Genomic DNA, 25781 nt, shown 5'->3' with positions numbered 1-25781 from the left:
CCCATGTCCGACAGCAAGAAGGAGGCGCCACGCGGCGCCAGCCGCACGCCACCGCCGTCGACTCGCCAGCCGGTACCCGGCTGGATCTGGCTGGCGTGCGGCGCGGCGATCGGCGGCTTCCTGGTGTTCCTCGCCCAGCTCGAGCCGAAGCGCGACGAGGCCAGGCGTGCGCCGGCGGAGGCCGCCGCCAAGCCGGCTGCGCCAGAGGCGCCGCAGCGCCCCAGGTTCGAGTTCTACGAGGAGCTGACCAAGGCCTCGCCGGCACCCCTGCCCGGCGAGCAACCGACTCCCGAGCAGGTCCAGGCCGCCGAGGCCGCCCGCGCCCAGGCGCTGCTGGAGGGTCGCACTCCGCCGCCGCGCCTGGTGGTCGCGCCGCAGCCGGCGCCCGCCCCCGCACCGACGCCGGCCCCGGTCACCGCGGCGCTGAGCCCGGCACGGCCCGCTGCGGCACCGGCGCAGGTGCAGAGTCCGCCCCCGGCCGCCAGGCCCGCCGCGACGCCGCCGCCCGCCGCCAGGCCGGCCACGGAGCCCGCCAGCCGCTACTACCTGCAGGCCGGCTCCTTCGCCAGCCGCGACCAGGCGGAAAGCGCCCGCGCCAAGCTGATCCTGCTCGGTCAGGATGCGCGCATCGAGTCCGGTCAGGTCGGCGGCAAGACCTGGCACCGCGTGGTGGTCGGCCCGTTCGGCAACCGCCAGCAGGCCGACGGCGCCAAGCAGCAGCTCGGCGCCAATGGCGTCGGCAGCGTGGTGCAGCAGCGCCGCTGATCCGCCTTTCGCCGCCCGCACTCGACCAAGGTCGGGCGGGCGGTTGAAAAGCGCATCGCCCTCCCCCATATCCCCCTGCATCCCGGACGTCCGCGTCCAGCTGCAGGAGATCGCTCCCTTGACCACCATCGTTTCAGTCCGCCGCAACGGCAAAGTCGTCATGGGCGGCGACGGCCAGGTATCCCTCGGCAACACCGTGATGAAAGGCAACGCCAAGAAGGTGCGCCGCCTGTACCACGGCCAGGTGCTGGCCGGCTTCGCCGGCGCCACCGCCGACGCCTTCACCCTGTTCGAGCGCTTCGAGGGCCAGCTGGAGAAGCACCAGGGCCACCTGATCCGCGCCGCCGTCGAGCTGGCCAAGGACTGGCGTACCGACCGTTCGCTGAGCCGCCTGGAAGCCATGCTGGCGGTGGCCAACAAGGATGCCTCGCTGATCATCACCGGCAACGGCGACGTGGTCGAACCCGAGCACGGACTGATCGCCATGGGCTCCGGCGGCGGCTTCGCCCAGGCAGCGGCCATGGCCCTGCTGCAGAAGACCGAGCTGTCCGCCCGCGAGATCACCGAGACCGCGCTGAACATCGCCGGCTCCATCTGCGTGTTCACCAACCAGAATCTGACCATCGAGGAAGAAGACTGCGCCCAGTGAGCGCGTCTTCCGGAGCCCCACCCATGTCCATGACGCCCCGCGAGATCGTCCACGAACTCAACCGCCACATCGTCGGCCAGGACGACGCCAAGCGCGCCGTCGCCATCGCCCTGCGCAACCGCTGGCGGCGCATGCAGCTGCCCGCCGAGCTGCGCGCCGAGGTGACGCCGAAGAACATCCTGATGATCGGCCCGACCGGCGTCGGCAAGACCGAGATCGCCCGCCGCCTGGCCAAGCTGGCCAACGCGCCGTTCATCAAGGTCGAGGCGACCAAGTTCACCGAGGTCGGCTACGTCGGTCGCGACGTCGAGTCGATCGTCCGCGATCTGGCCGACGCCGCGCTGAAGATGCTGCGCGAGCAGGAAGTGCAGAAGATGCGCTACCGCGCCGAGGACGCCGCCGAGGAGCGCATCCTCGACGCCCTGCTGCCGCCGGCGCGCAGCGGCTTCGGCGACGAGCCGGCCCCGCGCGAGGACTCCAGCACCCGCCAACTGTTCCGCAAGCGCCTGCGCGAAGGCCAGCTGGACGACAAGGAGATCGACATCGAGGTGGCCGATACCCCGGCCGGCGTCGAGATCATGACCCCGCCGGGCATGGAGGAGATGACCAGCCAGCTGCAGAACCTGTTCTCCGGGCTGTCCAAGGGCAAGAAGAAGACCCGCAAGCTCAAGGTCGCCGAAGCGCTGAAGATGGTCCGCGACGAGGAAGCCGCGCGCCTGGTCAACGAGGAGGAACTCAAGGCCCGCGCCCTCGAGGCGGTCGAGCAGCACGGCATCGTGTTCATCGACGAGATCGACAAGATCGCCAAGCGCGGCAACGTCAGCGGCGCCGACGTGTCCCGCGAGGGCGTGCAGCGCGACCTGCTGCCGCTGATCGAGGGCTGCACGGTCAACACCAAGCTGGGCATGGTCAAGACCGACCACATCCTGTTCATCGCCTCCGGCGCCTTCCACCTGGCCAAGCCCAGCGACCTGGTGCCCGAGCTGCAGGGCCGCCTGCCGATCCGCGTCGAGCTCAAGGCGCTGAGCCCGCAGGACTTCGAGCGCATCCTCACCGAGCCGCACGCCTCGCTGACCGAGCAGTACTGCGCGCTGATGAAGACCGAGGGCCTGGACATCGCCTTCGCCGCCGACGGCATCCAGCGCCTGGCCGAGATCGCCTGGCAGGTCAACGAGAAGACCGAGAACATCGGCGCGCGCCGCCTGCACACCCTGCTCGAGCGCCTGCTCGAGGAAGTGTCGTTCAGCGCCGGCGACCTGGCCGCCGACCACAGCGGCCGGCCGATCGTCATCGACGCCGCCTACGTCAACGGCCACCTCGGCGAACTGGCGCAGGACGAGGATCTGTCGCGCTATATCCTGTAAGCCGACACCGGGTGGGCAACGCTACGCGCGTGCCCACCGCTCGGCGTAGGGTGCGCCATGCGCACCATGCCGTGCCGCGGTGCGCATGGCGCACCCTACGACCACCCCGCAGAGACCTGCTGCAATGCCCATCCCCACCGCCATCAAGCTGCACAAGGCGTCGAAGACCCTCGAGCTGCACTTCGGCGACCAGCAGTACCGCCTGAGCGCCGAGTTCCTGCGCGTGCACTCGCCGTCGGCCGAGGTGCAGGGTCACGGCAACCCCATCCTGCAGTACGGCAAGCTCAACGTCGGCTTCAGGGGCGCCGAGCCGGCCGGCCAGTACGCCCTCAAGCTGGTGTTCGACGACGGCCACGACAGCGGCCTGTACACCTGGGACTACCTGTACCAGCTGGCCACCCGCCAGGAGCAGCTGTGGGCCGACTACCTCGCCGCACTGGCCGCCGCCGGCAGGTCGCGCGACCCCGACGAATCCGTGGTCAAGCTGATGCTCTGAATAGCCGCCCGGTGCGCACGGCGCACCGCACTCCAGCAGCGCCGAGACAAACTGCCACAGCCCCTGGCAGGCAGCGTCAAGACAAAGCCCGGCGCGGCGATTAGAATGGCCGCCACATTTTTTCAGGTGACTGCGACATGAGCGATCCGCGCAAGCCCGACTCCGCCGAGCCCTCCACCCACTTCGGTTACCAGAGCGTGCCGGAAAGCCAGAAGGCGCAGAAGGTGGCCGAGGTGTTCCACTCGGTGGCCGCCAAGTACGACCTGATGAACGACGTGCTGTCCGGCGGCATGCACCGCCTGTGGAAGCGCTTCACCATCGAGCTGTCCGGCGTGCGTCCGGGCAACCGCGTGCTCGACATCGCCGGCGGCACCGGCGACCTGACCCGCCAGTTCTCGCGCCTGGTCGGCCCGACCGGCGAGGTGGTGCTGGCCGACATCAACGACTCGATGCTCAAGGTCGGCCGCGACAAGCTGCTCGACTGCGGCGTTGCCGGCAACGTCAGGTTCGTCCAGGCCGACGCCGAGAAGCTGCCGTTCCCCGACAACCACTTCGACGTGGTCACCATCGCCTTCGGCCTGCGCAACGTCACCCACAAGGAGGACGCCCTGCGTTCCATGCTGCGCGTGCTCAAGCCCGGTGGCCGCCTGCTGGTGCTGGAGTTCTCCAAGCCGTCCAGCGCCCTGCTCGGCAAGGCCTACGACGCCTACTCGTTCGCCTTCATGCCGCTGGCCGGCAAGCTGATCACCAACGACGCCGACAGCTACCGCTACCTGGCCGAGTCGATCCGCATGCACCCCGACCAGGAAACCCTCAAGGGCATGATGGTCGACGCCGGCTTCGACCTGGTCACCTACCACAACATGACCGGCGGCATCGTCGCCCTGCACCGCGGCATCAAGCCCTGATGCTGCCGCTCGCGCTGCTCGCCGGCGTCGAGGCCGGCCTCAACCGCGTGCTGGCGCTGGACGCCACCGCCGGCCCGCGCCTGGCCGCACTGGAAGGCCGGGTGATCGCCGTCGACTGCACGGCACCGGCGCTGCGCCTGTACCTGCTGCCCGGCAGCGACGGCCTGCGCCTGGCCGGCCACTGGGAGGCCGTCCCCGACTGCACCCTGCGCGCTCCGGCCAGCCGCCTGCTGCAGCTGGCCGTGCGCCGCGACAAGACCGCCGTGCTGCACGCGCCCGACGTCGAGCTGGACGGCCACAGCGCCTGCCTGCTCGATCTGGCGGCGATCCTCCAGGATCTCGAACTGGACTGGGAAGGCGCGCTGGCCGAGTGGCTCGGCCCGCTCGGCGCCGTGGCCCTGGCCCGCCCGCTGCACGGCGCCGCCGCCTGGAGCGGCGACGCCCTGGCCAGCCTGCGCCTGGATCTGGCCGACTGGCTGGCCGAGGAGGCCCGTCCTCTGGTCGGCTGCCGCGAGGCCGAGGCGCGCTTCGCCGAACTGGACGACCTCACCCTCGCCCTCGACCGTCTCGAGGCGCGCAGCGAGCGCCTTGCCCGCCGCCTGGAAACCGACTGACCGCATGAAGCTGCTCGCCCTGCGCCGCCTGATCCGCATCCAGCGCACCGCCGTGCGCTACCAGCTCGACGAGCTGCTGCTCGACCTGCCGCTGCCCTGGTGGCTGCGCAGCCTGCTGCGCGCCATGCCCTGGCGCTGGCTGCCGCGCGCCCCCATCCAGATGTCGCGCGGCGAGCGCCTGCGCCGCAGCCTGGAAGACCTCGGCCCGGTGTTCATCAAGTTCGGCCAGCTGCTGTCCACCCGCCGCGACCTGCTGCCGCCGGACATCGCCGACGAGCTGGCGCGCCTGCAGGACCAGGTGCCGCCCTTCCCGCCCGAGCAGGCGGTGGCGCTGATCGAGCAGCAGCTCGGCGCGCGCATCGACCAGGTGTTCAGCCGCTTCGAGCGCCAGCCGCTGGCCTCGGCCTCGGTGGCCCAGGTGCATGCCGCCCAGCTGCGCACGGGCGAGGACGTGGTGGTCAAGGTGGTGCGCCCGGGCCTCGAGCCGGTGATCCGCCAGGACATGGCCTGGCTGTTCGTGCTGGCCAAGATCGCCGAACGCGCTTCCGCCGACGCCCGCCGCCTGCGCCCGGTGGAGGTGGTCAGCGACTACGAACGCACCATCTTCGACGAGCTCGACCTGATGCGCGAGGCGGCCAACGGCACCCAGCTGCGGCGCAACTTCGACGGCTCGCCCATGCTCTACGTGCCGCAGGTGTACTGGGACTGGTGCCGGCCCAAGGTGCTGGTCATGGAGCGCATCTACGGCATCCCGGTCACCGACCTGGCCGCCCTGCGCGACCAGCACACCGACATGAAGAAGCTGGCCGAACGCGGCGTGGAGATCTTCTTCACCCAGGTGTTCCGCGACAGCTTCTTCCACGCCGACATGCACCCCGGCAACATCTTCGTCAGCACCCGCACGCCGCATGACCCGCAGTACATCGCCATCGACTGCGGCATCATCGGCAGCCTGACCGCCGAGGACCAGGACTACCTGGCGCGCAACCTGCTGGCCTTCTTCAAGCGCGACTACCGCAAGGTGGCGCAGCTGCACATCGACTCCGGCTGGGTGCCGGCCGATACCCCGGTCAACGACTTCGAGGCGGCGATCCGCACCGTGTGCGAGCCGGTGTTCGAGAAGCCGCTCAAGGACATCTCCTTCGGCCAGGTGCTGCTGCGCCTGTTCCAGACCGCGCGGCGCTTCAACATGGAGGTGCAGCCGCAGCTGGTGCTGCTGCAGAAGACGCTGCTCAACATCGAGGGCCTCGGCCGCCAGCTGTATCCGGATCTCGACCTGTGGAGCACCGCCAAGCCGTTCCTCGAGCGCTGGATGCGCCAGCGCATGAGCCCGCTGCAGCTGCTGCGCAACCTGCAGAGCCAGGCCGAGCAGGTGCCGCAGCTGGCCAAGAAGACCCGGCAGGCGCTCGATCGCCTGGGCCAGGGCGGCGCGGCCGCCGCCCCGGCGCGCAGTCGCTGGCTGGAACGCCTGCTCGGCGCGGTGCTGCTGCTCGGCGCCGCCAGCCAGGGTCTGGCACCGAGCATGCAGACCTGGCCGGCCTGGGCGATGCTCGCCGGCGGCCTGTACCTGATCCTGCGCCGATAGCCAGCGCGCGGCAGCACTGGCAAACTGACCGAACTGTGAACCGGCGCCCCGCGCGCCCCGGACAAGCGAACACGCAATGAGCAACTGGCTGGACGAAATTCACTGGAACGCCGACGGGCTGGTCCCGGCGATTGCCCAGGACCACAAGACCGGACGCATCCTGATGATGGCCTGGATGAACCGCGAATCCCTGCAGCTGACCGTCGACGAGGGCCGCGCCATCTACTGGTCGCGCTCGCGCGGCAAGCTGTGGCGCAAGGGCGAGGAGTCCGGCCACGTACAGAAGCTGCACGAGCTGCGCCTGGACTGCGACGCCGACGTCGTCGTCCTGCAGGTCGAGCAGCTCGGCGGCATCGCCTGCCACACCGGCCGCGAGAGCTGCTTCTACCGCGTCTACGAGAACGGCGCCTGGAAGACCGTCGATGCGGTCCTCAAGGACCCGCACGCCATCTACGAACACAAGGGCCACAGCCATGAGTGAAGCCAGCAGCAACGACACCCTCGCCCGCCTGGCCGAAGTGCTGGAGGCGCGCAAGGGCGCCGCGCCGGACAGCTCCTACGTGGCCAGCCTGTACCACAAGGGCCTGAACAAGATTCTGGAGAAAGTCGGCGAGGAATCGGTGGAAACCATCCTCGCCGCCAAGGACGCCGCCACCAGCGGCGACTGCAGCGACCTGATCTACGAGACCGCCGACCTGTGGTTCCACTCCCTGGTCATGCTCGCCGCCCTCGGCCAGCACCCGCAGGCGGTACTCGACGAGCTGGACCGCCGCTTCGGCCTCTCCGGGCACGCCGAGAAGGCCGCCCGCTCGCAATCCTGACTTCCAACCCAATTCGGAGATTCCATCATGGGACTCGGCGGCATCAGCATCTGGCAACTCCTGATCATCCTGCTCATCGTGGTCATGCTGTTCGGCACCAAGCGCCTCAAAACGCTCGGCTCGGACGTCGGCGAAGCGATCAAGGGCTTCCGCAAGTCGGTGAACGCCGGCGAGGAAGAACCCGCCAAGCCGCAGGTGGACGAGCCCAAGGGCCACACCATCCAGGGCGAAGTGCGCAAGGTCGACGAACCGGCGAAGAAGGACTGACGCACCCGCGGGTGCCGGAGCTTGGCTGAATCATGTTCGACGTAGGCTTTTCCGAACTGCTGCTGGTGGCCCTGGTGGCCCTGGTGGTGCTTGGCCCCGAGCGCCTGCCGGGCGCCGCACGCACCGCCGGGCTGTGGATCGGCCGCCTGAAGCGCAGCTTCGCCGCGATCAAGACCGAGGTGGAGCGCGAGATCGGCGCCGACGAGATCCGCCTGCAGCTGCACAACGAGCAGATCCTCGAGCGCGAGCGCCAGCAGCAGGCGGCCCAGACGCCCGCCAGCCCGCCTCCGGCGCCGACCGCCGAGCAGGCCAACGCGCCCATCGCCGCGCACAGCCGCCTGGCCGCACTGCCCGAGCACCAGGCCGGCGCGCAGATCCCGGCCGGCGCCGGCAGCGATGCCGCCTCTCCCGCCGCCCGCCGCGACAGCGCGCCGGCGGCCCCCAGTGAACCGCCGCGCCCGACATGACCGACCAGATACCCCACCCGGACCAGGAAATGCCCCTGGTCGCCCACCTCACCGAGCTGCGCAACCGCATCCTGCGCTGCGTGATCGCGGTACTGGTGATCTTCGCCGGACTGTTCTACTTCGCCCAGGACATCTACGCGCTGGTCGCCGCGCCGCTGCGCGCCTACCTGCCGGAAGGCGCGACCATGATCGCCACCGGGGTGGCCTCGCCGTTCCTCACCCCGTTCAAGCTGACCCTGGTGGTGTCGCTGTTCCTCGCCATCCCGGTGATCCTCCACCAGATCTGGGGCTTCATCGCGCCCGGCCTGTACCAGCACGAGAAGCGCATCGCCGTGCCGCTGCTGGTCTCCAGCATCCTGCTGTTCTACGCCGGCATGGCCTTCGCCTACTTCGTGGTGTTCCCGATCATGTTCGGCTTCTTCGCCAGCGTGACGCCCGAGGGCGTGGCGATGATGACCGACATCGGCCAGTACCTCGACTTCGTGCTCACCCTGTTCTTCGCCTTCGGCGTGGCCTTCGAGATTCCGGTGGCGACCTTCCTGGTGATCTGGGTCGGCCTGGTCGACGTCGCCACCCTGCGCAAGAGCCGGCCCTACGTGATCGTCGGCTGCTTCGTGGTCGGCATGTTCCTCACCCCGCCGGACGTGTTCTCGCAGACCCTGCTGGCGGTGCCGATGTGGCTGCTGTTCGAGTCCGGCCTGTTCTTCGGCGCCATGGTGCGCAGGCCCGAGGCCGAGGAAGCGCCGAGCGAAACCGACGCCGGCACCGCGCTGGCCACCCGCGACGACGACCAGCCGCCGGCGCCGCAGCCGTGAACCTGCTGCTGCTCGAAGACGGCGACTTCGTCGCCGAGGACCGCGCCCTGCTGCGCGGCCGGCGCCTGAAGCACCTGCACGAGGTGCACCGCGCCGAGAGCGGCGACGCCCTGCGCGTCGGCCGCCTCGGTGGGCTGATGGGTGAAGGGCGCATCCTGCGCCTCGACGCCGAGGCGGCGGAAATCGCCGTGGAAAGCCTCGAGCAGAACCCACCGGCCAAGCTGCCGGTCACCCTGCTGCTCGCCCTGCCGCGGCCGAAGATGCTCAAGCGCACCCTGCAGACCGTGGCCAGCATGGGCGTGGCGCATCTGGTGCTGCTCAACAGCTACCGGGTGGAGAAGAGCTTCTGGCAGACCCCGTTCCTCGAATCCGAGGCGATCCGCGAACAGCTGATCCTCGGCCTCGAGCAGGCACGCGACACCGTGCTGCCGGAGGTGACTATCGAGAAACGCTTCAAGCCGTTCGTCGAGGACCGTCTGCCGCAGCTGGCCGCCGGCAGCCTCGGCCTGGTCGGCCACCCCGGCGACTTCCCGGCCTGCCCGCGCGCGGTAGACGGCGCGGTGACCCTGGCCATCGGCCCGGAAGGCGGCTGGATCCCCTACGAGGTGGACAAGCTGCAGGCCGCCGGTCTCGCCCCGGTGCAGCTCGGCGAGCGCATCCTGCGCGTCGAGACCGCCGTGCCGGTGCTGCTGGCGCGGCTGTTCTAGCAGGCTGCAGCCAGCCCCGCCTTCAGCTGCCGGTCGCGGCGCTCGACGCCCTTGAGCGCCAGCAGCAGCAGGGTGCCGACCACCATCATCGCCGCGGCGAAGTACAGCCCGCCGGCATAGCTGCCCAGGCTCGCCGCCAGCCAGCCGGTCACCGCCGGGCCGACGATCTGCGCCGCACCGTAGGACAGGGTCATCTTGCCCATCATCTTCGCCGGCCGGGTCGGGTAGTAGCGCCCGGCCATGGCCAGCACCAGGCTGACCAGGCCGACGAAGGTGCCGCCGAACAGCAGCGCCCCGGCGAGCGCGCCGCCCAGCCCGCCGGACAGCGGCAGGAGGATGCCGACCACCTGCAGGGCGGCGGCGAGGATCAGCGCGTTGAGCTCGCCGGTACGCCGGGCGACGAAATCCCAGACGATGCACGCCGGCGCCGCGGCCAGGCCGATGGCGAGGAAGCTCCAGCTGCCCTTGCCGGCCAGCCCGGGCAGGCGGTCGACGATGGCGACGATGAAGGTGGCGCTGACCACGAAACCGACCCCGGCGCAGAAGTAGGCGGCCATGAACAGGCGCAGGAACAGCCGGCTCGGCGGATTGTCTGCCATCGGCTGGCCGCTGGTGGTCAGCGGGCTGGGATCGGGGCGCGGCAGCCAGGCCAGCGCCGGCACCAGCAGCAGGCAGGCCAGCGCGGTGAGGGCGAACCACTGCTCGCGCCAGTCCAGCCACTGGCCCATCGCCGCCACCGCCAGCGAGCAGCCGACGATGCCCAGGCCGACCCCGGAGAAGTGGATGCCCAGTTCGCTGCGCTGGCCGTGGCGGATCAGCCAGTTGAGGATCAGCCCGGTGCCCAGCAGCATGCTCGCCGCGCTGCTGAGGCCGGCGACGAAGCGCGCCAGCGCCCACAGGGCGAAGTCGGTGGTCAGGCCCATCACCAGGGTGCTGAGCACGGCGAGGACCATGCCGATGCGGTACAGGCGATCCTTGAGCACCAGGTCGCTGATCAGCGAGGCGATCAGCGCGCCGGACAGGTAGCCGGCGTAGTTGAGCGCGGCCAGCCAGCCGCCCTCGGCCAGACCGAGGCCGGCCTGGGCCTGCATCACCGGCAGCAGCGGGGTATAGGCGAAACGGGCGACGCCCAGGGCAAGGAGGAGACTGAAGATGCCCGCGCCGAGCACCTTCATGCGTTGTCCCTGTGTTGTCATGGCTGGCTTCCCGCGCAGAGGTGGAAGCCACACCATAGTGGGCGCCGCCCGTCGCCTCAAGCGATTCCTGCGACAGGACGCCGCAGGCGGCGTCTCAGACCTCGAGCAGGAAGGTCACCGGCCCGTCGTTGACCAGGTGCACCTGCATGTCGGCGCCGAAGCGGCCGCTGGCCACCGGCGCGTGCTGCTCGCCGGCGCGCGCCAGCAGGTAGTCGAACAGCGCCGCGCCCTGCGCCGGCGGTGCGGCGCTGGAGAAGCTCGGGCGCATGCCGCTTCTGGTGTCGGCAGCCAGGGTGAACTGCGAGACCAGCAGCAGGCCGCCCTCCACGTCCTTCAGCGACAGGTTCATCTTGCCCTCGGCATCGCCGAACACCCGGTAGTTGAGCAGCCTGTGCAGCAGCTTGTCGGCGCTGGCCTCGCTGTCCTGCGGCTCGACGCCGACCAGCACCAGCAGGCCCTGGTCGATGGCGCCGACCACCTCGCCGGCGACTTCCACCCGCGCGCCGCGCACCCGTTGCAGCAGCGCCTTCACGCGTGGCCCTCCGGCAGGTCGAGCAGGCGCCGGGCGATCTGCCCGGTGGCGCGCACCAGCGCGTCGGTGATACCGGCCTCGGCGGCGGCGTGGCCGGCGTCGCGGATGATGTTCAGCTCGCTGTTCGGCCAGGCCTGGTGCAGCGCCCAGGCGTTGTCCAGCGGGCAGACCACGTCGTAGCGACCGTGCACGATCACCCCGGGAATGTGGGCGATCCTGTGCATGTCGCGCAGCAGCTGGTCCTCCTCGAGGAAGGCGTTGTTGATGAAGTAGTGACACTCGATGCGGGCGATCGACAGCGCGCGCTGCGGCTCGGCGAAGCGCTCGACCACGTGGTTGTTGGGGCGCAGGGTGGCGGTGCGCCCTTCCCAGATCGACCAGGCCTTGGCCGCGTGCATCTGGGCGATCTGGTCGCTGCCGGTCAGCCGGCGGTAGAAGGCGGCGACCAGGTCGTCGCGCTCCTCGGCCGGGATCGGCGCCAGGTAGTCCTCCCAGTAGTCGGGGAACAGGCGGCTGGCGCCGGCCTGGTAGAACCACTGGATCTCCTGCGGGCGGCACAGGAAGATGCCGCGCAGGATCAGCGCGTGCACGCGCTCCGGATGGGTCTGCGCGTAGGCCAGCGCCAGGGTCGAGCCCCAGGAGCCGCCGAACAGCACCCACTTGTCGATGCCCAGGTGCTCGCGGATGCGCTCCATGTCCGCCACCAGGTCCCAGGTGGTGTTGCGGTCGAGGCTGGCGTGCGGGGTCGAGCGGCCGCAGCCGCGCTGGTCGAAGGTGACGATGCGGTAGATGGTCGGATCGAACCAGCAGCGGCTGGCCGCGTCGCAGCCGGCGCCCGGCCCGCCATGGACGAACAGCACCGGCAGGCCGTCCGGGGTGCCGCTCTCGTCGACGTACAGCTCGTGCGGATGGTCCACGGCCAGCTGGTGGCGGGCGTAGGGTTTGATCTCCGGATACAGGGTCAGCATGCTGGGCCTCCGAGGCTGGAACAGGACCGTCCGTCCTGGCGTGGTGCCCGCATCATAGCGGGGATTGCCGGACTGCGGCATGCCCGCGATCGGCATGCCTCAGTCGCGCGGCGCCAGCGCCGGCTGGCGGGCGAAGCGCGGCAGCCGGCCGGAGTGGTGCAGCGCCAGGTAGGCGACGCCGCCGATCACCACGCCCCAGAACGCCGAGCCGAGGCCGAAGAAGCTCATCCCCGAGGCGGTGGCGATGAAGGTGATCACCGCCGCCTCGCGATGTCCGGCATCCTCCAGCGCGCCCTGCAGGTTGGCGGTGATCGCGCCGAGCAGGGCGAGACCGGCCAGCACCGCGACGAAGGCCTGCGGCATGGCGGCGAACAGCAGGATGATCGCGCCGGCGAAGCTGCCGCCGATCAGGTAGAACAGGCCGTTGGCCATGCCGGCGACGTAGCGCCTGCCCGGGTCCTCGTGGGCCTCCTTGCCGGTGCACAGGGTGGCGGTGATCGCCCCGGTGACTATGGTGATGCCGCCGAAGCAGGCCACCGCCAGCGAAGCCAGGCCGCAGCCGGCGATCAGCGGGCGGGCCGACACCTCGTAGCCGGCGTTGCGCAGCAGGGCCAGTCCGGGCAGGAACTGCCCGGTGATGCTGACCAGCAGCAGCGGCACGGCCAGGCTCAGGGTGGCGTTCCAGCTCCACTCGGGGACGATGAACTGCGGAGTGACCAGGCTCAGCTCCAGGCTGGGCAGGCGGGTGCCCTCGACGCCGAGCGACAGCGCCACGCCGACCAGCATCAGCAGCACCAGGCAGTAGCGCGGAAACAGCCGCTTGAGCGCCAGATAGGCGCCGAGCATGCCCAGCGCCAGCAGCGGCGTGCCCTCCACCGCGCGGAAGGCACCGACGCCGAACTGGAACAGGATGCCGGCCATCATCGCGCTGGCGATGCCCCGCGGGATCAACCGGACGATGCGGTCGAAGGCGCCGGACAGGCCGATCAGCAGCACCGCCACGCCGGTGGTGATGTAAGCGCCGACCGCCTCGCCGAGGCTCAGCGCGGGAAACAGCGGGACCAGCAGGGCGGTGCCCGGCGCCGACCAGGCGATCACCGCCGGCACCTTGAGCCACCAGCTCAGCACGATGCTGCCGAGCGCCGCACCGATGGAGATCGCCCAGATCCACGAGGCCATCATCTCGTGGGACACCTGGGCGCTCTGCGCGGCCTGGAAGAAGATCACCGCCGGGCCGGCGTAGGAAATCAGCACGGCGAGGAACCCCGCCGCCACCGCGGAAAGCGAAACGTCTTTGTGCAGCATGACCATCGACCTCTTGTTCTGGTGCGCGCCGGCCAGCGGCCGGAAGCGTGCCGCCATCTTGGCTGTCTTGTCTGGATTGATAAATCCGCTGGCAATGGCAACACTGTTCTGAATTTCAGAACAATGGTCATTCGCCATGGACCGCTTCCAGGCCATGCAGCTGTTCACCCGCATCGTCGAGCTGGGCAGCTTCAGTCGCGCCGCCGAACAGCAGGGCATCTCCCGCGCCGCCGCCACCGCACTGGTCAAGCAGCTGGAGGGCCGCCTCGGCGCCCGCCTGCTGCAGCGCACCACCCGCCAGGTCAGCCCGACCCTGGACGGCCGCGCCTACTACCAGCACTGCCTGCGCATCCTCGCCGACCTCGAGGAGGCCGAGAGCGAGCTGTCGCAGACCGCCCGCCATCCGCGCGGCCGGCTCAAGGCCGACCTGCCGGCCTCGCTGGCGCGCCTGGTGGTGATCCCCGCCCTGCCCGCCTTCCTCGCACGCTATCCGCAGATCAGCCTGGAGATCGGCATCGGCGACCGCATGATCGACCTGGTGCGCGAGGGCGTCGACTGCGTGCTGCGCATCGGCGCGCTGGGCGACTCCAGCCTGGTGGCGCGCAACCTGCCGGCGCTGGAGCAGGTGACCTGCGCCAGCGCCGAGTACGTGGCGCGCCACGGCCGGCCGCTGAATCTGGCCGAACTGGCCGGGCACCGCGGCGTCGCCTACCTGTCGGCCACCAGCGGCCAGCTGCAGCCGCTGGAATTCAGCGCCGGCGGGCGGATCGAGCGCATCGACCTGCCGGCGACGCTGGCGGTCAACAACGGCGAGGCCTACGTCGCCGCCTGCGCCGCGGGCCTGGGCCTCATCCAGGTGCCGCGCTACCACGTCGCCCGCCAGCTGGCCGAGGGCAGCCTGGTCGAGCTGCTGGCGTCCTACCGTCCGCCGGCGCTGCCGATGAGCGTGCTCTACCCCCACCACCGCCACCTGACCCCGCGCCTGCGGGTGTTCATCGACTGGCTGGTGGAGCTGTTCGGCGCCTGATCAACCCATTGCGGGGGCGAAGCTGTCCGCCTGGGCCATGCGCCACATGCGTGCGTAGAACTCGCCCTCGATCTGCCCGCCGAGCAGCTCGCCGGGCTTGAGGTAGACGTGCTTCTGCGAGAACAGGCTGAGTTCGCTGGGCGACACGCGCAGCGCCAGGTGCCTGGGCTCGAGCTGCGACGGATGCTCCAGGCCGGCGGCGGCGAGCATCTCGGCCAGCGCCTTGAGGGTGTTGCGGTGGAAGCTGTGCACCCGCTGCGCCTTGTCCTCCACCACCAGCGCGCGCTGGCGCAGCGGGTCCTGGGTGGCCACCCCGGTCGGGCACTTGTTGGTGTGGCAGGACTGCGACTGGATGCAACCGATGGCGAACATGAAGCCGCGCGCCGAGTTGGCCCAGTCGGCGCCGATGGCCAGCACGCTGGCGATGTCGAAGGCGCTGACGATCTTGCCGCTGGCGCCGAGGCGGATCCTGTCGCGCAGGTTGAGGCCGACCAGGGTGTTGTGCACGAACAGCAGGCCCTCGCGCAGCGGCACGCCGATGTGGTCGGTGAACTCCAGCGGCGCCGCGCCGGTGCCGCCCTCCTTGCCGTCGACCACGATGAAATCGGGGAGGATGCCGGTCCTGAGCATCGCCTTGGCGATGGCCATGAATTCCCACGGGTGGCCCAGGCAGAACTTGAAGCCGACCGGCTTGCCGCCGGACAGCTCGCGCAGGCGGGCGAGGAATTCGAGCAGCTCCACCGGCGTGGAGAACTCGGCGTGGCGCGCCGGCGAGATGCAGTCCTGGCCGAGCGGCACGCCGCGGGTGGCGGCGATCTCGGCGGTCACCTTGTGTTTCGGCAGGATGCCGCCGTGGCCCGGCTTGGCGCCCTGGCTGAGCTTGACCTCGATCATCTTCACCTGCGGGTCGCTGGCCTGCATGGCGAACTTCTGCGCATCGAAGCGGCCGTCGGCCGTGCGGCAGCCGAAGTAGCCGCTGCCCAGCTCCCAGATCAGGTCGCCGCGGTGCTCGCGGTGGTAGGGGCTGATGCTGCCCTCGCCGGTGTCGTGGGCGAAGCCGCCGAGCGCCGCGCCCTGGTTCAGCGCGCGGATGGCGTTGGCGCTCAGCGAGCCGAAGCTCATCGCCGAGATGTTGAAGATCGACGCCGAGTACGGCTGCAGGCACTGCGGGCCGCCGATGGTGATGCGGAAGCTCGCCGGGTCGACGTGCTCGGCCGGCAGCATGGAGTGGCCGATGAACTCGAAGCCGGTCTGGCTGACGTCGCTGAGGGTGCCGAACGGCTTGTCGGCGCCCTCGTTCTTGGCCCGTGCGTAGACCAGCGAGCGCTGCGCGCGCGAGAACGGCAGGCGCTCGTTGTCGCCCTCCAGCAGGTACTGGCGGATCTCCGGGCGGACGAACTCCACCAGGTAGCGGATGTTGCCGAGGATCGGGTAGTTGCGCCGCACCGCGTGGCGGCTCTGGCGCAGGTCGTTGACGCCCACCGCGCTCAGCGCGCCGCACAGCAGGGTCAGCGGCCAGAGGTCGGCGAGGAACGGCAGGCTGACCAGGGTGAGCAGCACGCAGGCGGCGAAGAAGGCGTAACGGCTGAGCAGCGACAGATTCATCCACATGGCTCCGGGCATCTCCTGATGGGTCGGCCGGCCACTGTACCCGAGCCGGCGGATCAGGACAGTGACGGCGCGCCGGAGCCGGGGCCTCAGGCGCAGCCCGGGCGGCCGTGGGCGTAGGAGCGGGTCGGGTCGACCAGCGCGTCGAACTCGCCGAGCGCGGTCGAGCCGAGCAGCAGCGGGAAGTCGAAGGCGCTGCGGTCGGTGAGGTTGACCTCGATCTGCTGCAGGCTGTCGCCCAGGCACACCGGCATCTCGATCACCGGGCGGGCGGTGTAGGCCTCGGTATCGCCGGGCGCCATGTCGCCGGCACGGCGCTTGATGTAGCTCATGCGCACCAGCGGGCGCACCAGGGTGAGCGGCTCGGCGTGACCGTCGGCGGCCAGCTGGAAGCGCACCCAGCGCTCGCCATCGCGCTTGAAGGTTTCGATGTTGCGCGCGCTCAGCGAGGCGGTGACGGCGCCGGTGTCCAGCTTGGCCGGCAGCACCAGGTCCAGTTCGGGGAGCAGGGCTTTCTCGTGCAGGCCGTAGACCTGCTTGTCATCGGCCATGGCCTGGGCCGCCAGCAGCGACAGGCCGGAGAACAGGGCGATCAGGGAAGCTTTCATGCGGGGAACAGCGTCTCTACGTTTGCAGCGGCCGGCGCTGCCCGGGGCGGGCCGGCGGGGTGAATGGAACGGTCCGGAGCCATGCCGGGGGACGGAAAGGATAGCCGTCCCCCGGCCGGCGCGGCCAGCCCGGCGCGACGCATGACCGCTTGCCCGCCGAACGTCCCTCACTCCAGCGGCAGCTCGGTGGTGCGCTTCACCTCACTCATGGTGATGTGCGAATGGGCCTCCTGGACCAGCGGATTCTGCAGCAGGTGGTCGCGCAGGAAGCGCTCGTAGCCGGCGATGTCGCGGGCCACCACCTTGAGCAGGTAGTCGTACTGGCCGGCCATCGAATAGCACTCCAGCACCTCGGGATAGCCCACCACGTCCGCCTCGAAGGCCTCGAGGTTGCGCCGGCCGTGCGTCGACAGCTTGATGTCGACGAACACCGTCATGCCCAGGCCGAGCTTGCGCGGGTCGAGCAGGGCGACCTTGCGCTCGATCACCCCCTCTTCCTGCAGGCGGTTGATCCGCCGCCAGCACGGCGACTGCGACAGCTCGACCTTCTCGGCGATTTCCGCCGCCGACAGGTCGGCGTCGTGCTGCAGCAGGCGCAGGATGCGCCGGTCGAGGGGGCTCAGTTGGTTCTGCATGATCATTTCCCGTTTGGAGTTGTTATGGAAAGAGTCATGCACAAAATAGCCATTGCGGACGAAAAATAGAAAGAAAAAGCCCGCTGCCCTGCCCCATATTCTTGTCCACACCGTCTGCCGCGGCGATCCCGCGGACAGGCCGACCGCGGCGCCCACCGGTGCCGCTTCGCTCGCCATAAGAATAAAAGGAGCGCCCCATGTCTCTGGCCGAGATCCGTCTGGACGACAAGTACCGCCTTGCCACCGGTCATCTGTACCTCACCGGCACCCAGGCGCTGACCCGCCTGCCCATGCTGCAGAAGCAGCGCGATGCCGCCTTCGGCCTGAATACCGCCTGCTTCATCTCCGGCTACCGCGGCTCGCCCCTGGGCAACCTCGACAAGAGTCTGTGGGAAGCCAAGCAGTACCTCAGGGACAACCACATCCACTTCCAGCCCGGGGTCAACGAGGAGCTGGCCGCCACCGCGGTGTGGGGCAGCCAGCAGACCAGCCTGTTCCCCGGTGCGCGCTACGACGGCGTGTTCGCCATGTGGTACGGCAAGGGCCCGGGCGTCGACCGCTGCGGCGACGTGTTCAAGCACGGCAACTCGGCCGGGGTGTCGCCGCACGGCGGCGTGCTGCTGCTGGCCGGCGACGACCACGGCTGCAAGTCCTCCAGCATCGCCCACCAGAGCGAGCACGCCTTCATCGCCGCGTCGATCCCGGTGCTCAATCCGGCCAACGTCCAGGAAATCCTCGACTACGGCATCCTCGGCTGGGAGCTGTCGCGCTACAGCGGCTGCTGGGTGGCGCTGAAGACCATCGCCGAGAACGTCGACTCCTCCGCCGTGGTCGAGGTCGACCCGCTGCGCGTGCAGGTGCGGATTCCCGAGGATTTCGTCCTGCCCGAGGACGGCGTGCATATCCGCTGGCCCGACCCACCGCTGGTGCAGGAGGCGCGCCTCAACACCTACAAGATCTACGCCGCGCGCGCCTTCGCCCGCGCCAACCAGCTCAACCAGATCAAGCTGGATTCGCCCAACCCGCGCCTCGGCATCATCACCACCGGCAAGTCCTACCTCGACGTGCGCCAGGCCCTCGACGACCTGGGCCTCGACGACGAACTGTGCGCCCGCGTCGGCCTGCGCGTGCTCAAGGTCGGCATGAGCTGGCCGCTGGAGCCGGTGTCGGTGCACGAGTTCGCCGAGGGTCTCGACGAGATCCTGGTGGTCGAGGAGAAGCGCAGCATCATCGAGGACCAGCTCACCGGCCAGCTGTACAACTGGCCGGTGGACAAGCGCCCGCGGGTGGTCGGCGAGTTCGACGAAGACGGCCATTCCCTGCTGCCCAACCTGGCCGAGCTGACCCCGGCGATGATCGCCCGGGTGATCGCCAAGCGCCTGGCGCCGATCTACAGCAGCGCGCAGATCGACGAGCGTCTGGCCTTCCTCGCCGCCAAGGAAGCGGCGCTGGCCGCGCCCAGGCACCACACCCTGCGCACCCCGCACTTCTGCTCGGGCTGCCCGCACAACAGCTCGACCAAGCTGCCCGAGGGCAGCCGGGCGCTGGGTGGCATCGGCTGCCACTACATGACCCAGTGGATGGACCGCAATACCGACACCTTCACCCAGATGGGCGGCGAAGGCGCCACCTGGATCGGCCAGGCGCCGTTCACCGACACCCCGCACGTGTTCCAGAACCTCGGCGACGGCACCTACTTCCACTCCGGCCAGCTGGCCCTGCGCGCCGCGGTCGCCGCCGGGGTCAATATCACCTACAAGATCCTCTACAACGACGCGGTGGCGATGACCGGCGGCCAGCCGATCGACGGCGAGCTGCGCATCGACCAGCTCAGCCAGCAGGTGTTCGCCGAGGGGGTCAAGCGCATCGCCCTGGTCAGCGACGAGCCGGACAAGTACCCGAGCCGCGCCGGCTTCGCGCCCATCGTCAGCTTCCACCACCGCCGCGAGCTGGACGCCGTGCAGCGCGAGCTGCGCGAGTTCAAGGGCGTGTCGGTGATCCTCTATGACCAGACCTGCGCCACCGAGAAGCGCCGCCGGCGCAAGCGCGGCAAGCTGGTCGACCCGCAGAAGCGCGCCTTCATCAACCCGGCGGTGTGCGAGGGCTGCGGCGACTGCAGCGTCAAATCCAACTGCCTTTCGGTGCTGCCGCTGGAGACCGAGCTGGGCCGCAAGCGGCAGATCGACCAGAACGCTTGCAACAAGGACTTCTCCTGCGTCGAGGGCTTCTGCCCGAGCTTCGTCACCGTGCACGGCGGCGAGCTGCGCCAGCCCGAGGCGCAGGGCCGCAACGCGCAGTTCGCCGAGCTGCCGGAGCCGCAGCAACCGAGCCTCGCGCGGCCGTGGAACATCCTGCTGCCCGGGGTCGGCGGCAGCGGGGTGACCACCGTCGGCGCGCTGCTCGGCATGGCCGCGCACCTGGAGGGCAAGGGCTGCACGGTGCTCGACCAGGCCGGTCTGGCGCAGAAGTTCGGCCCGGTGATCAGCCACATCCGCATCGCCGCCCAGCAGGACGACATCTACGCGGTGCGCATCGCCGCCGGCGAGACCGACCTGCTGCTCGGCTGCGACCTGGTGGTGGCGGCCAGCGAGGAGGCGCTGGCCAAGCTCAACGACAAGATCGCCCATGCGGTGATCAACAGCCATGAGGCGGCCACCGCCGAGTTCACCCGCAACCCCGACGCCGAGGTGCCCGGACAGGCGATGCGCGAGGCACTGAGCGAGGCGGTCGGCGCGAGCAAGACCCACTTCGTCGACGCCACCCGCCTGGCCACCGCGCTGCTCGGCGACAGCATCGCCAGCAACCTGTTCATGCTCGGCTTCGCCTACCAGCAAGGCCTGGTGCCGGTGTCCGCCGCGGCCATCGCCAAGGCCATCGAGCTCAACGGCGTGGCGATCCAGCTCAACCAGCAGGCCTTCCTCTGGGGCCGCCGCGCCGCCCATGACCTGGCCGCGGTGGAAAAGCTGGCCGCGCCCAAGGTGGTCGAGGCGCCGCGCTGCGAGACGCTGGAGGAGATCGTTGCCGACCGCGTGGCGCGGCTGACCGCCTACCAGGACGCCGCCTACGCGCAGCGCTACCACGCCCTGGTCGAGCGCGTGCGCGCCGCCGACCGCGATCCGCAGCAGCGCCTCGCCCAGGCGGTGGCGCGCAGCTACCACAAGCTCTTGGCCTACAAGGACGAATACGAGGTGGCGCGGCTGTACAGCGACGGCGAGTTCGTCCGCCAGCTCGAGGCGCAGTTCCAGGGCGACTACCGCCTGCAGTTCCACCTGGCGCCGTCCTGGCTGTGCAAGACCGATCCCACCACCGGCGAGCCGCGCAAGCGCGAATTCGGCCCGTGGCTGCTCAAGGCCTTCGCCGTGCTGGCGCGCGGCAAGTTCCTGCGCGGCAGCGTCCTCGATCCGTTCGGCCACAGCGCCGAGCGCAAGCTGGAGCGTGCGCTGATCGCGGAGTTCGAGCAGGACGTCGAGCTGCTGCTCGGCGCGCTCAGCCCGGCCAACTACGCCAGCGCCGTGGCGCTGGCCGAACTGCCGGCGCAGATCCGCGGCTACGGCCACGTCAAGGAACGCGCGCTGGCCAGGGTTCGCGAGCAGGCCGCGGCGCTGCGCGAGCGCCTCACCGCCCGCACAATCCCGGTGGTGCAGCTCTGCCAGCCGGTGGCCTGAGCCTCCCCCGCTAACCCCATCCCCTCTCCCGCCACGGGAGAGGGCTGCCTCCCGACAACCACAAGAAACCGAGGTAATCCGATGTCCGTGTTCTCCCACCCGGAATTCGACCAGCACGAGCAGGTGGTCTTCGGCCACGACCAGGCCAGCGGCCTGAAGGCCATCATCGCCATCCACGACACCACCCGCGGCCCGGCCCTCGGCGGCTGCCGCATGTGGTCCTACGCCAGCGACGAGGAAGCGCTGCGCGACGTGCTGCGCCTGTCGCGCGGCATGACCTACAAGTCGGCGCTGGCCAACCTGCCGCTCGGCGGCGGCAAGGCGGTGATCATCGGCCATCCGCAGCAGGGCAAGAGCGATGCACTGTTCCAGGCGATGGGCGACTTCATCGACAGCCTCGGCGGGCGCTACATCACCGCCGCCGACTCCGGCACCGGGGTGGTCGAGATGCGCCTGATGGCCGAGCGCACCCGCCACGTCGCCGGCGCCAGCGTGCGCGAGGGCTTCAACGGCGATCCGTCGCCGTCGACCGCCTACGGCGTGTTCGTCGGCCTCAAGGCCGCCGTGCGCCACCGCCTCGGCCGCGACGACCTCAGGGGCCTGAAGGTGGCGATCCAGGGCGTCGGCCAGGTCGGCTTCGGCCTCGCCCGTCACCTGCACGAGGCCGGCGCCGAATTGTTCGTCACCGACATCGTCGCCGCCAACGTGCAGCGCGCGGTCGACGAGCTGGGCGCCCACGCGGTGCGCCAGCAGGACATCTACGGCCTCGACGTCGACGTGTTCGCCCCCTGCGCCCTCGGCGCCATCGTCAACCCGCACAGCCTCGAGGCGCTGCGCGCGCCGGTGATCGCCGGCGCCGCCAACAACCAGCTGGCCAGCCCGGAACTGGCCGAGGAGCTGCGCAGCCGCGGCTGCCTGTACGCACCGGACTACGCGATCAACGCCGGCGGCATCATCGACGTCGCCTTCCAGCGCGGCGACGCCACCCCCGCCGAGCTGCGGGCGCACCTCGACGGCATAGGCGCGACCCTGGCGGAGATCTTCGCCCGCGCCGACGCCGAGGGCGCCACCACCACGGCGATCGCCGACCGCCTGGCGCGCGAGCGCCTGCAGGCCGGCCGCTGATGTACCCGGGGGCGCTCGCCCGCCCCCTGTTCCTGACCCATCGACAACAACAATGAGGGCAAGCCCCATGAGTCAAGAGAGCATCGCCGCCGGCGCCATCGCCGGCTCCATCCGCGCCGAGGCCGGTCGCGGCCTGTGGTCGTCGCGCTGGGTATTCTTCCTCGCCGCCACCGGCTCGGCGGTCGGCCTGGGCAACATCTGGAAGTTCCCCTATATCACCGGGCAGAACGGCGGCGGCGCCTTCGTGCTGGTCTACCTGGCGTGCATCCTGGCCATCGGCATCCCGCTGCTGATGGCCGAGTTCATGATCGGCCGGCGCGGGCGCGCCAACCCCGAGGGCGCCATCGCCGCGGTGGCGCGCGAGGCCAGCGCCAGCAAGCATTGGCGGCGCATCGGCAGCATGGCGGTGCTCACCGGCTTCCTGATCCTCAGCTTCTATGCGGTGATCGCCGGCTGGACCCTGGCCTACACGCCGACGGCATTCAGCGGCGGCTTCACCGGGCTGGACGGCGCCAAGAGCGGCGCCCTGTTCGACGCCCTGCTCGCCGATCCGTGGCAGCTCGCCCTCTACGGCAGCCTGGTGCTGGCGGTGACCCTGGGCATAGTCGCGCTCGGCGTGCGCGAGGGCCTGGAACGCTCGCTGCGCTTCATGATGCCGGGGCTGTTCCTGATCCTGCTGGTGATGGTCGGCTACGCCGCCACCACCGGGTACTTCATGCAGGCGGTGGAGTTCCTGTTCGCCCCCGACTTCAGCGAGCTGACCGGCAAGGGCGTGCTGATGGCCCTCGGCCATGCCTTCTTCACCCTGAGCCTCGCCAGCGGCGCGATGATGGCCTACGGCTCCTACCTGCCGGCCGGCACCTCGATCGTGCGCACCTCGCTGCTGGTGGCGCTGGCCGACACCACGGTGGCCCTGCTCGCCGGCCTGGCGATCTTCCCGCTGGTGTTCGCCAACGGCCTGGAGCCGGGCTCCGGCCCGGGGCTGATCTTCGTCACCCTGCCGATCGCCTTCGGCCAGATGCCGCTGGGCGCGCTGATCGGCGGGCTGTTCTTCATCATGCTGGCGCTGGCCGCGCTGACCTCGACCATCTCGCTGCTCGAGCCGACCATCGCCTGGCTCGGCGAGCGCTTCGGCATGGGCCGGGTCAAGGCGGTGCTGCTCAGCGGCGCGGCGGTGTGGCTGCTGAGCCTCGGCTCGGTACTGTCGTTCAACCACTGTAGCGAGGTCACCCTGTTCGGCAAGACCTTCTTCGACGGCCTGGACTTCCTCACCAGCAACCTGATGATGCCGCTCGGCGGGCTGTTCACCGTGCTGTTCACCGGCTGGGTGATGCAGCGCGCCATCGCCGCGCAGGCCCTCGGCCTCGAGCAGTCCGGCGGCTTCGGCCTGTGGTGGCTGGCGGTGCGCTGGATCACCCCGCTGGCGATTGCGCTGATGTTCCTGCACAGCCTCGGCCTGTTCTAAGAACCGGCTCGGTCAAGCAGCGGGGCGGGTCGTGCGCAGGCATGGCCCGCCCCGTTTTTTTCAGGCGCCGATCACCCCGCCGTCGTCGCGGGTCACCAGCACCGTGGTCGAGCGCGGTCGGCTGCGGCCGTCGCTGGCCGGGTAGCTCAGCCCCGGGTGCTGCACGTTGACCCACATCGCCCGGTAGTCCGGGCTCCAGGTGATGCCGGTGATCTCGCAGCCGCGCGGGCCGACCAGGAAGCGGCGCACCTCGCGGCTCACCGGGTCGGCGCACAGCAGCTGGTTGCAGCCCATGGCCTGCATGGCCGGCTCGGCGTCGCCGTAGTCGGTCTGGATCCACAGGCGCCCGGCGCCGTCGAAGGCCAGGCCGTCCGGCGAGGAGAAGATGTCGCCGTGGATGGTGCCGGTGAGGTGGGCCGGCAGCGCCTGGCCCTGCAGGTCCTTCGCTCCCGGCGGCTCGCCGGCGAGCAGGAACAGCTCCCAGCGGAACTCGGTGGCGGCCGGGTCGCCATCCTTCTCGTTCCAGCGCAGGATCTGCCCGTGCAGGTTCTCGCGGCGCGGGTTGGCCGCATCCAGCGGCTGCGCCTCGCCGCGCGCGTCGTTGTTGGTCAGGGTGACGTAGACCTCGCGGCTGAGCGGATGCACGGCGACCCACTCCGGGCGGTCCATCGGCGTCGCGCCGACCTGGTCCGCCGCGGCGCGGGCGTTGACCAGCACCTCGGCCTGGCTGGCGAAGCCGTTTTCCGCGGTTAGGCCGTTCTCGCCGTGCAGCAGCGCCAGCCAGCGCCCCGTGCCGCCGGCCTCGAAGCGCGCGACGTACAGGGTGCCCTCGTCGAGCAGGTCGCGGTTGGCGCGCGGGTTCGCGGCGTCGAAGCGCCCGGCCGGGACGAACTTGTAGACGTACTCGCCCTTGGCGTCGTCGCCGGAGTAGAAGGCCATGCGCCCGTCGGCGCCGAGGGAGAGCACCGCGCACTCGCGGCCGATGCGGCCGAAGGCGGTGCGCTTGACCGGCGTGCTGTCGGGGTCGAAGGGGTCGATCTCCACCACCCAGCCGAAGCGGTTGGGCTCGTTGACCTGGCCGCCGTGGGGCTGGCCGGCGTCGGGGGTGGCGTCGAAGCGCGGGTCGGCAGTTTCCCAGGCGTAGTACTTGCTGCGCTCGCCGTTGCCGACGCCGTAGCGGCGGTGCGCCACGCGCTGCGCGAAGTCGGCCGCGTCGCGGTTGACGAAGTAGTGGGGCCAGTTCTCCTCGCAGGCCAGGTAGGTGCCCCAGGGGGTGACGCCCATCGCGCAGTTGTTGAGGGTGCCGAGCACGGTGCGCCCGGCCGGGTCGCTGGCGGTCTGCATCAGCGCGTGGCCGGCCAGCGGGCCGCCGATGGCCAGCGGCGTCAGCGCCGAGATACGCCGGTTCCAGCGCGAGGGCAGCACCCGCTGCCAGTGGCCGGCGGTGTCCTTGCGCACCTCGATAACGCTGACCCCGTGAGCCGCCTGTTCCTTCTTCACCTCGGCCAGCGGGCGCTTGCCGCCTTCGAAGGTCATGCCGGCGGGGTGCAGGGTCGGGTTGACGTACTCGTGGTTGATCACCAGCAGACCGTGGCGCTCCGGCGCCTCCGCGAAGGGGAAGAAGTGCATGCCGTCGTGGTTGTCGCCGGCCTGCTGGAGCTGCGCCTGCCAGTCGTCGCCGGCGTCGGGGTTCCAGGCCGGCGCGTCGGCCAGCACCGCATCGCCCCAGGAGAAGAACGCCCGCGCGGTATAACCCGACGGCACCAGCACGCGGTCGAAGTCGGCGGCGGTCTGCACCGGCACGCCTTCGAAGCCGAGCAGGCCGGAGCCGGCGAAGGCCACGCGGCTGCCGAGCACGCCGCCGAACAGGCTCAGCGCGGCCAGGCCGAGGCCGCCTTTGAGCAGGTTGCGCCGGCCGCGGTCGACCAGTTGGTCGAGGGTGGGGTTGGCGCTGGGGTTGATCGACTGGTCGTCGTGGGCGGCCAGCGCCGCGTGGAACTGCCGGAAATCCTCGCGCATCGCGACTCCTTGCTGATCGGTGCCCGCCCGCCGGGCGGGGCGTTGTCCGTGTTGTAGGCGTCCGCCGTGACAGGACGGTGACGGCCGGGCACATCCGGCAACATCCGCACAGGTGCGCGCGACGCGACTATCGGTTACATACTGCTTGTGTCTGGCCGCACCCGCGCCGG

Annotated in this window: 25 protein-coding genes; 17 read left to right on the top strand and 8 right to left on the bottom strand. The window is 70.4% G+C overall.

Going from position 1 to position 25781, the window contains the following annotated elements:
• Positions 1-3: 3 nt before the first annotated feature.
• From RA210_RS00325 to RA210_RS00265, 13 genes are all read left to right on the top strand, one after another.
• The gene (locus RA210_RS00325) at positions 4-765 is read left to right on the top strand and encodes an SPOR domain-containing protein (protein ID WP_201485031.1); all 762 of its coding nucleotides are present in this window, start codon (positions 4-6) and stop codon (positions 763-765) included.
• A 118-nt stretch (positions 766-883) separates the two neighbouring features.
• Positions 884-1414, top strand: a complete 531-nt coding sequence (gene hslV, locus RA210_RS00320) for an ATP-dependent protease subunit HslV (protein WP_090349625.1) — start codon at positions 884-886, stop codon at positions 1412-1414.
• A 23-nt stretch (positions 1415-1437) separates the two neighbouring features.
• Positions 1438-2778 carry an HslU--HslV peptidase ATPase subunit gene (gene hslU / locus RA210_RS00315; RefSeq protein WP_201485030.1) on the top strand — a complete coding sequence of 447 codons (1341 nt, stop codon included), beginning with the start codon at positions 1438-1440 and terminating at the stop codon, positions 2776-2778.
• A 124-nt stretch (positions 2779-2902) separates the two neighbouring features.
• Entirely contained in the window at positions 2903-3274 is a 372-nt protein-coding gene (locus RA210_RS00310; RefSeq protein ID WP_201485029.1) for a gamma-butyrobetaine hydroxylase-like domain-containing protein, read from the top strand.
• A gap of 137 nt (positions 3275-3411) precedes the next feature.
• Positions 3412-4182: a bifunctional demethylmenaquinone methyltransferase/2-methoxy-6-polyprenyl-1,4-benzoquinol methylase UbiE gene (gene ubiE, locus RA210_RS00305; RefSeq protein WP_201485028.1), complete on the top strand. Its 771-nt coding sequence runs from the start codon at positions 3412-3414 to the stop codon at positions 4180-4182.
• The gene (locus RA210_RS00300) at positions 4182-4796 is read left to right on the top strand and encodes a ubiquinone biosynthesis accessory factor UbiJ (protein ID WP_201485025.1); all 615 of its coding nucleotides are present in this window, start codon (positions 4182-4184) and stop codon (positions 4794-4796) included. Before ubiE ends, RA210_RS00300 begins: the two co-directional genes overlap by 1 nt.
• Positions 4797-4800: 4 nt before the next feature.
• Complete coding sequence (gene ubiB, locus RA210_RS00295) at positions 4801-6381, top strand: ubiquinone biosynthesis regulatory protein kinase UbiB (protein WP_201485021.1); 1581 nt, start codon at positions 4801-4803, stop codon at positions 6379-6381.
• A 76-nt stretch (positions 6382-6457) separates the two neighbouring features.
• Positions 6458-6862, top strand: a complete 405-nt coding sequence (gene hisI / locus RA210_RS00290) for a phosphoribosyl-AMP cyclohydrolase (protein WP_201485020.1) — start codon at positions 6458-6460, stop codon at positions 6860-6862.
• On the top strand, positions 6855-7202 hold the full coding sequence (locus RA210_RS00285; RefSeq protein WP_136491607.1) for a phosphoribosyl-ATP diphosphatase: 348 nt from the start codon (positions 6855-6857) through the stop codon (positions 7200-7202). The genes hisI and RA210_RS00285 overlap by 8 nt, the downstream gene beginning before the upstream one ends.
• Positions 7203-7229: 27 nt before the next feature.
• A complete protein-coding gene (tatA, locus tag RA210_RS00280; protein WP_090349633.1) occupies positions 7230-7469 on the top strand; it encodes a twin-arginine translocase TatA/TatE family subunit in 240 nt (79 codons plus the stop codon).
• 32 nt (positions 7470-7501) lie between these two features.
• On the top strand, positions 7502-7936 hold the full coding sequence (gene tatB, locus RA210_RS00275; protein WP_201485019.1) for a Sec-independent protein translocase protein TatB: 435 nt from the start codon (positions 7502-7504) through the stop codon (positions 7934-7936).
• On the top strand, positions 7933-8751 hold the full coding sequence (tatC, locus tag RA210_RS00270) for a twin-arginine translocase subunit TatC (protein ID WP_201485018.1): 819 nt from the start codon (positions 7933-7935) through the stop codon (positions 8749-8751). The genes tatB and tatC overlap by 4 nt, the downstream gene beginning before the upstream one ends.
• The gene (locus RA210_RS00265; RefSeq protein WP_201485017.1) at positions 8748-9458 is read left to right on the top strand and encodes a 16S rRNA (uracil(1498)-N(3))-methyltransferase; all 711 of its coding nucleotides are present in this window, start codon (positions 8748-8750) and stop codon (positions 9456-9458) included. Before tatC ends, RA210_RS00265 begins: the two co-directional genes overlap by 4 nt.
• Here RA210_RS00265 and RA210_RS00260 read toward each other — a convergent pair.
• The 4 genes from RA210_RS00260 to RA210_RS00245 all read right to left on the bottom strand — a co-directional run bounded on the left by RA210_RS00260 (position 9455) and on the right by RA210_RS00245 (position 13465).
• The gene (locus RA210_RS00260; protein WP_136490857.1) at positions 9455-10654 is read right to left on the bottom strand and encodes a YbfB/YjiJ family MFS transporter; all 1200 of its coding nucleotides are present in this window, start codon (positions 10652-10654) and stop codon (positions 9455-9457) included. The genes RA210_RS00265 and RA210_RS00260 overlap by 4 nt on opposite strands.
• Before the next feature lie 94 nt (positions 10655-10748).
• A complete protein-coding gene (dtd, locus tag RA210_RS00255) occupies positions 10749-11186 on the bottom strand; it encodes a D-aminoacyl-tRNA deacylase (RefSeq protein ID WP_201485016.1) in 438 nt (145 codons plus the stop codon).
• Entirely contained in the window at positions 11183-12154 is a 972-nt protein-coding gene (pip, locus tag RA210_RS00250; protein WP_136490859.1) for a prolyl aminopeptidase, read from the bottom strand. The genes dtd and pip overlap by 4 nt, the downstream gene beginning before the upstream one ends.
• Positions 12155-12253: 99 nt before the next feature.
• Positions 12254-13465 (bottom strand): benzoate/H(+) symporter BenE family transporter, encoded by a 1212-nt coding sequence (locus RA210_RS00245; RefSeq protein WP_201485260.1) that lies wholly within the window; start codon positions 13463-13465, stop codon positions 12254-12256.
• A gap of 130 nt (positions 13466-13595) precedes the next feature.
• Between RA210_RS00245 and RA210_RS00240 the strand changes: the two genes are divergently transcribed.
• Positions 13596-14486, top strand: a complete 891-nt coding sequence (locus RA210_RS00240) for a LysR family transcriptional regulator (RefSeq protein ID WP_136490860.1) — start codon at positions 13596-13598, stop codon at positions 14484-14486.
• Here RA210_RS00240 and RA210_RS00235 read toward each other — a convergent pair whose 3' ends face one another.
• The 3 genes from RA210_RS00235 to RA210_RS00225 all read right to left on the bottom strand — a co-directional run bounded on the left by RA210_RS00235 (position 14487) and on the right by RA210_RS00225 (position 17337).
• Complete coding sequence (locus tag RA210_RS00235; protein ID WP_136490861.1) at positions 14487-16091, bottom strand: FMN-binding glutamate synthase family protein; 1605 nt, start codon at positions 16089-16091, stop codon at positions 14487-14489. It lies immediately after the preceding gene.
• Between the two features lie 92 nt (positions 16092-16183).
• Positions 16184-16702, bottom strand: coding sequence for an ATP-dependent zinc protease family protein (locus tag RA210_RS00230; protein WP_136490862.1), 519 nt, complete (start codon positions 16700-16702; stop codon positions 16184-16186).
• Between the two features lie 167 nt (positions 16703-16869).
• Positions 16870-17337 (bottom strand): Lrp/AsnC family transcriptional regulator, encoded by a 468-nt coding sequence (locus RA210_RS00225; RefSeq protein ID WP_136490863.1) that lies wholly within the window; start codon positions 17335-17337, stop codon positions 16870-16872.
• Between the two features lie 197 nt (positions 17338-17534).
• Between RA210_RS00225 and RA210_RS00220 the strand changes: the two genes are divergently transcribed.
• The 3 genes from RA210_RS00220 (at position 17535) to RA210_RS00210 (ending at position 23592) form a co-directional block, all read left to right on the top strand.
• Positions 17535-21002, top strand: coding sequence for an indolepyruvate ferredoxin oxidoreductase family protein (locus RA210_RS00220; RefSeq protein WP_201485015.1), 3468 nt, complete (start codon positions 17535-17537; stop codon positions 21000-21002).
• Positions 21003-21083: 81 nt separating this feature from the next.
• Entirely contained in the window at positions 21084-22127 is a 1044-nt protein-coding gene (locus tag RA210_RS00215; protein ID WP_201485014.1) for a Leu/Phe/Val dehydrogenase, read from the top strand.
• Between the two features lie 67 nt (positions 22128-22194).
• Positions 22195-23592, top strand: coding sequence for a sodium-dependent transporter (locus RA210_RS00210; RefSeq protein WP_201485013.1), 1398 nt, complete (start codon positions 22195-22197; stop codon positions 23590-23592).
• A gap of 60 nt (positions 23593-23652) precedes the next feature.
• Here the strand turns inward: RA210_RS00210 and RA210_RS00205 are convergent, their stop codons facing one another.
• Positions 23653-25611, bottom strand: coding sequence for a PhoX family protein (locus RA210_RS00205; protein ID WP_201485012.1), 1959 nt, complete (start codon positions 25609-25611; stop codon positions 23653-23655).
• Positions 25612-25781 lie beyond the last annotated feature (170 nt).

It is taken from the genome of Pseudomonas sp. OF001 (assembly GCF_904426495.1).
Taxonomy (GTDB): domain Bacteria; phylum Pseudomonadota; class Gammaproteobacteria; order Pseudomonadales; family Pseudomonadaceae; genus Geopseudomonas.
The sequence above is the reverse complement of the archived record's forward strand: the minus strand, read 5'-3'. Positions and strand labels throughout refer to the sequence as shown.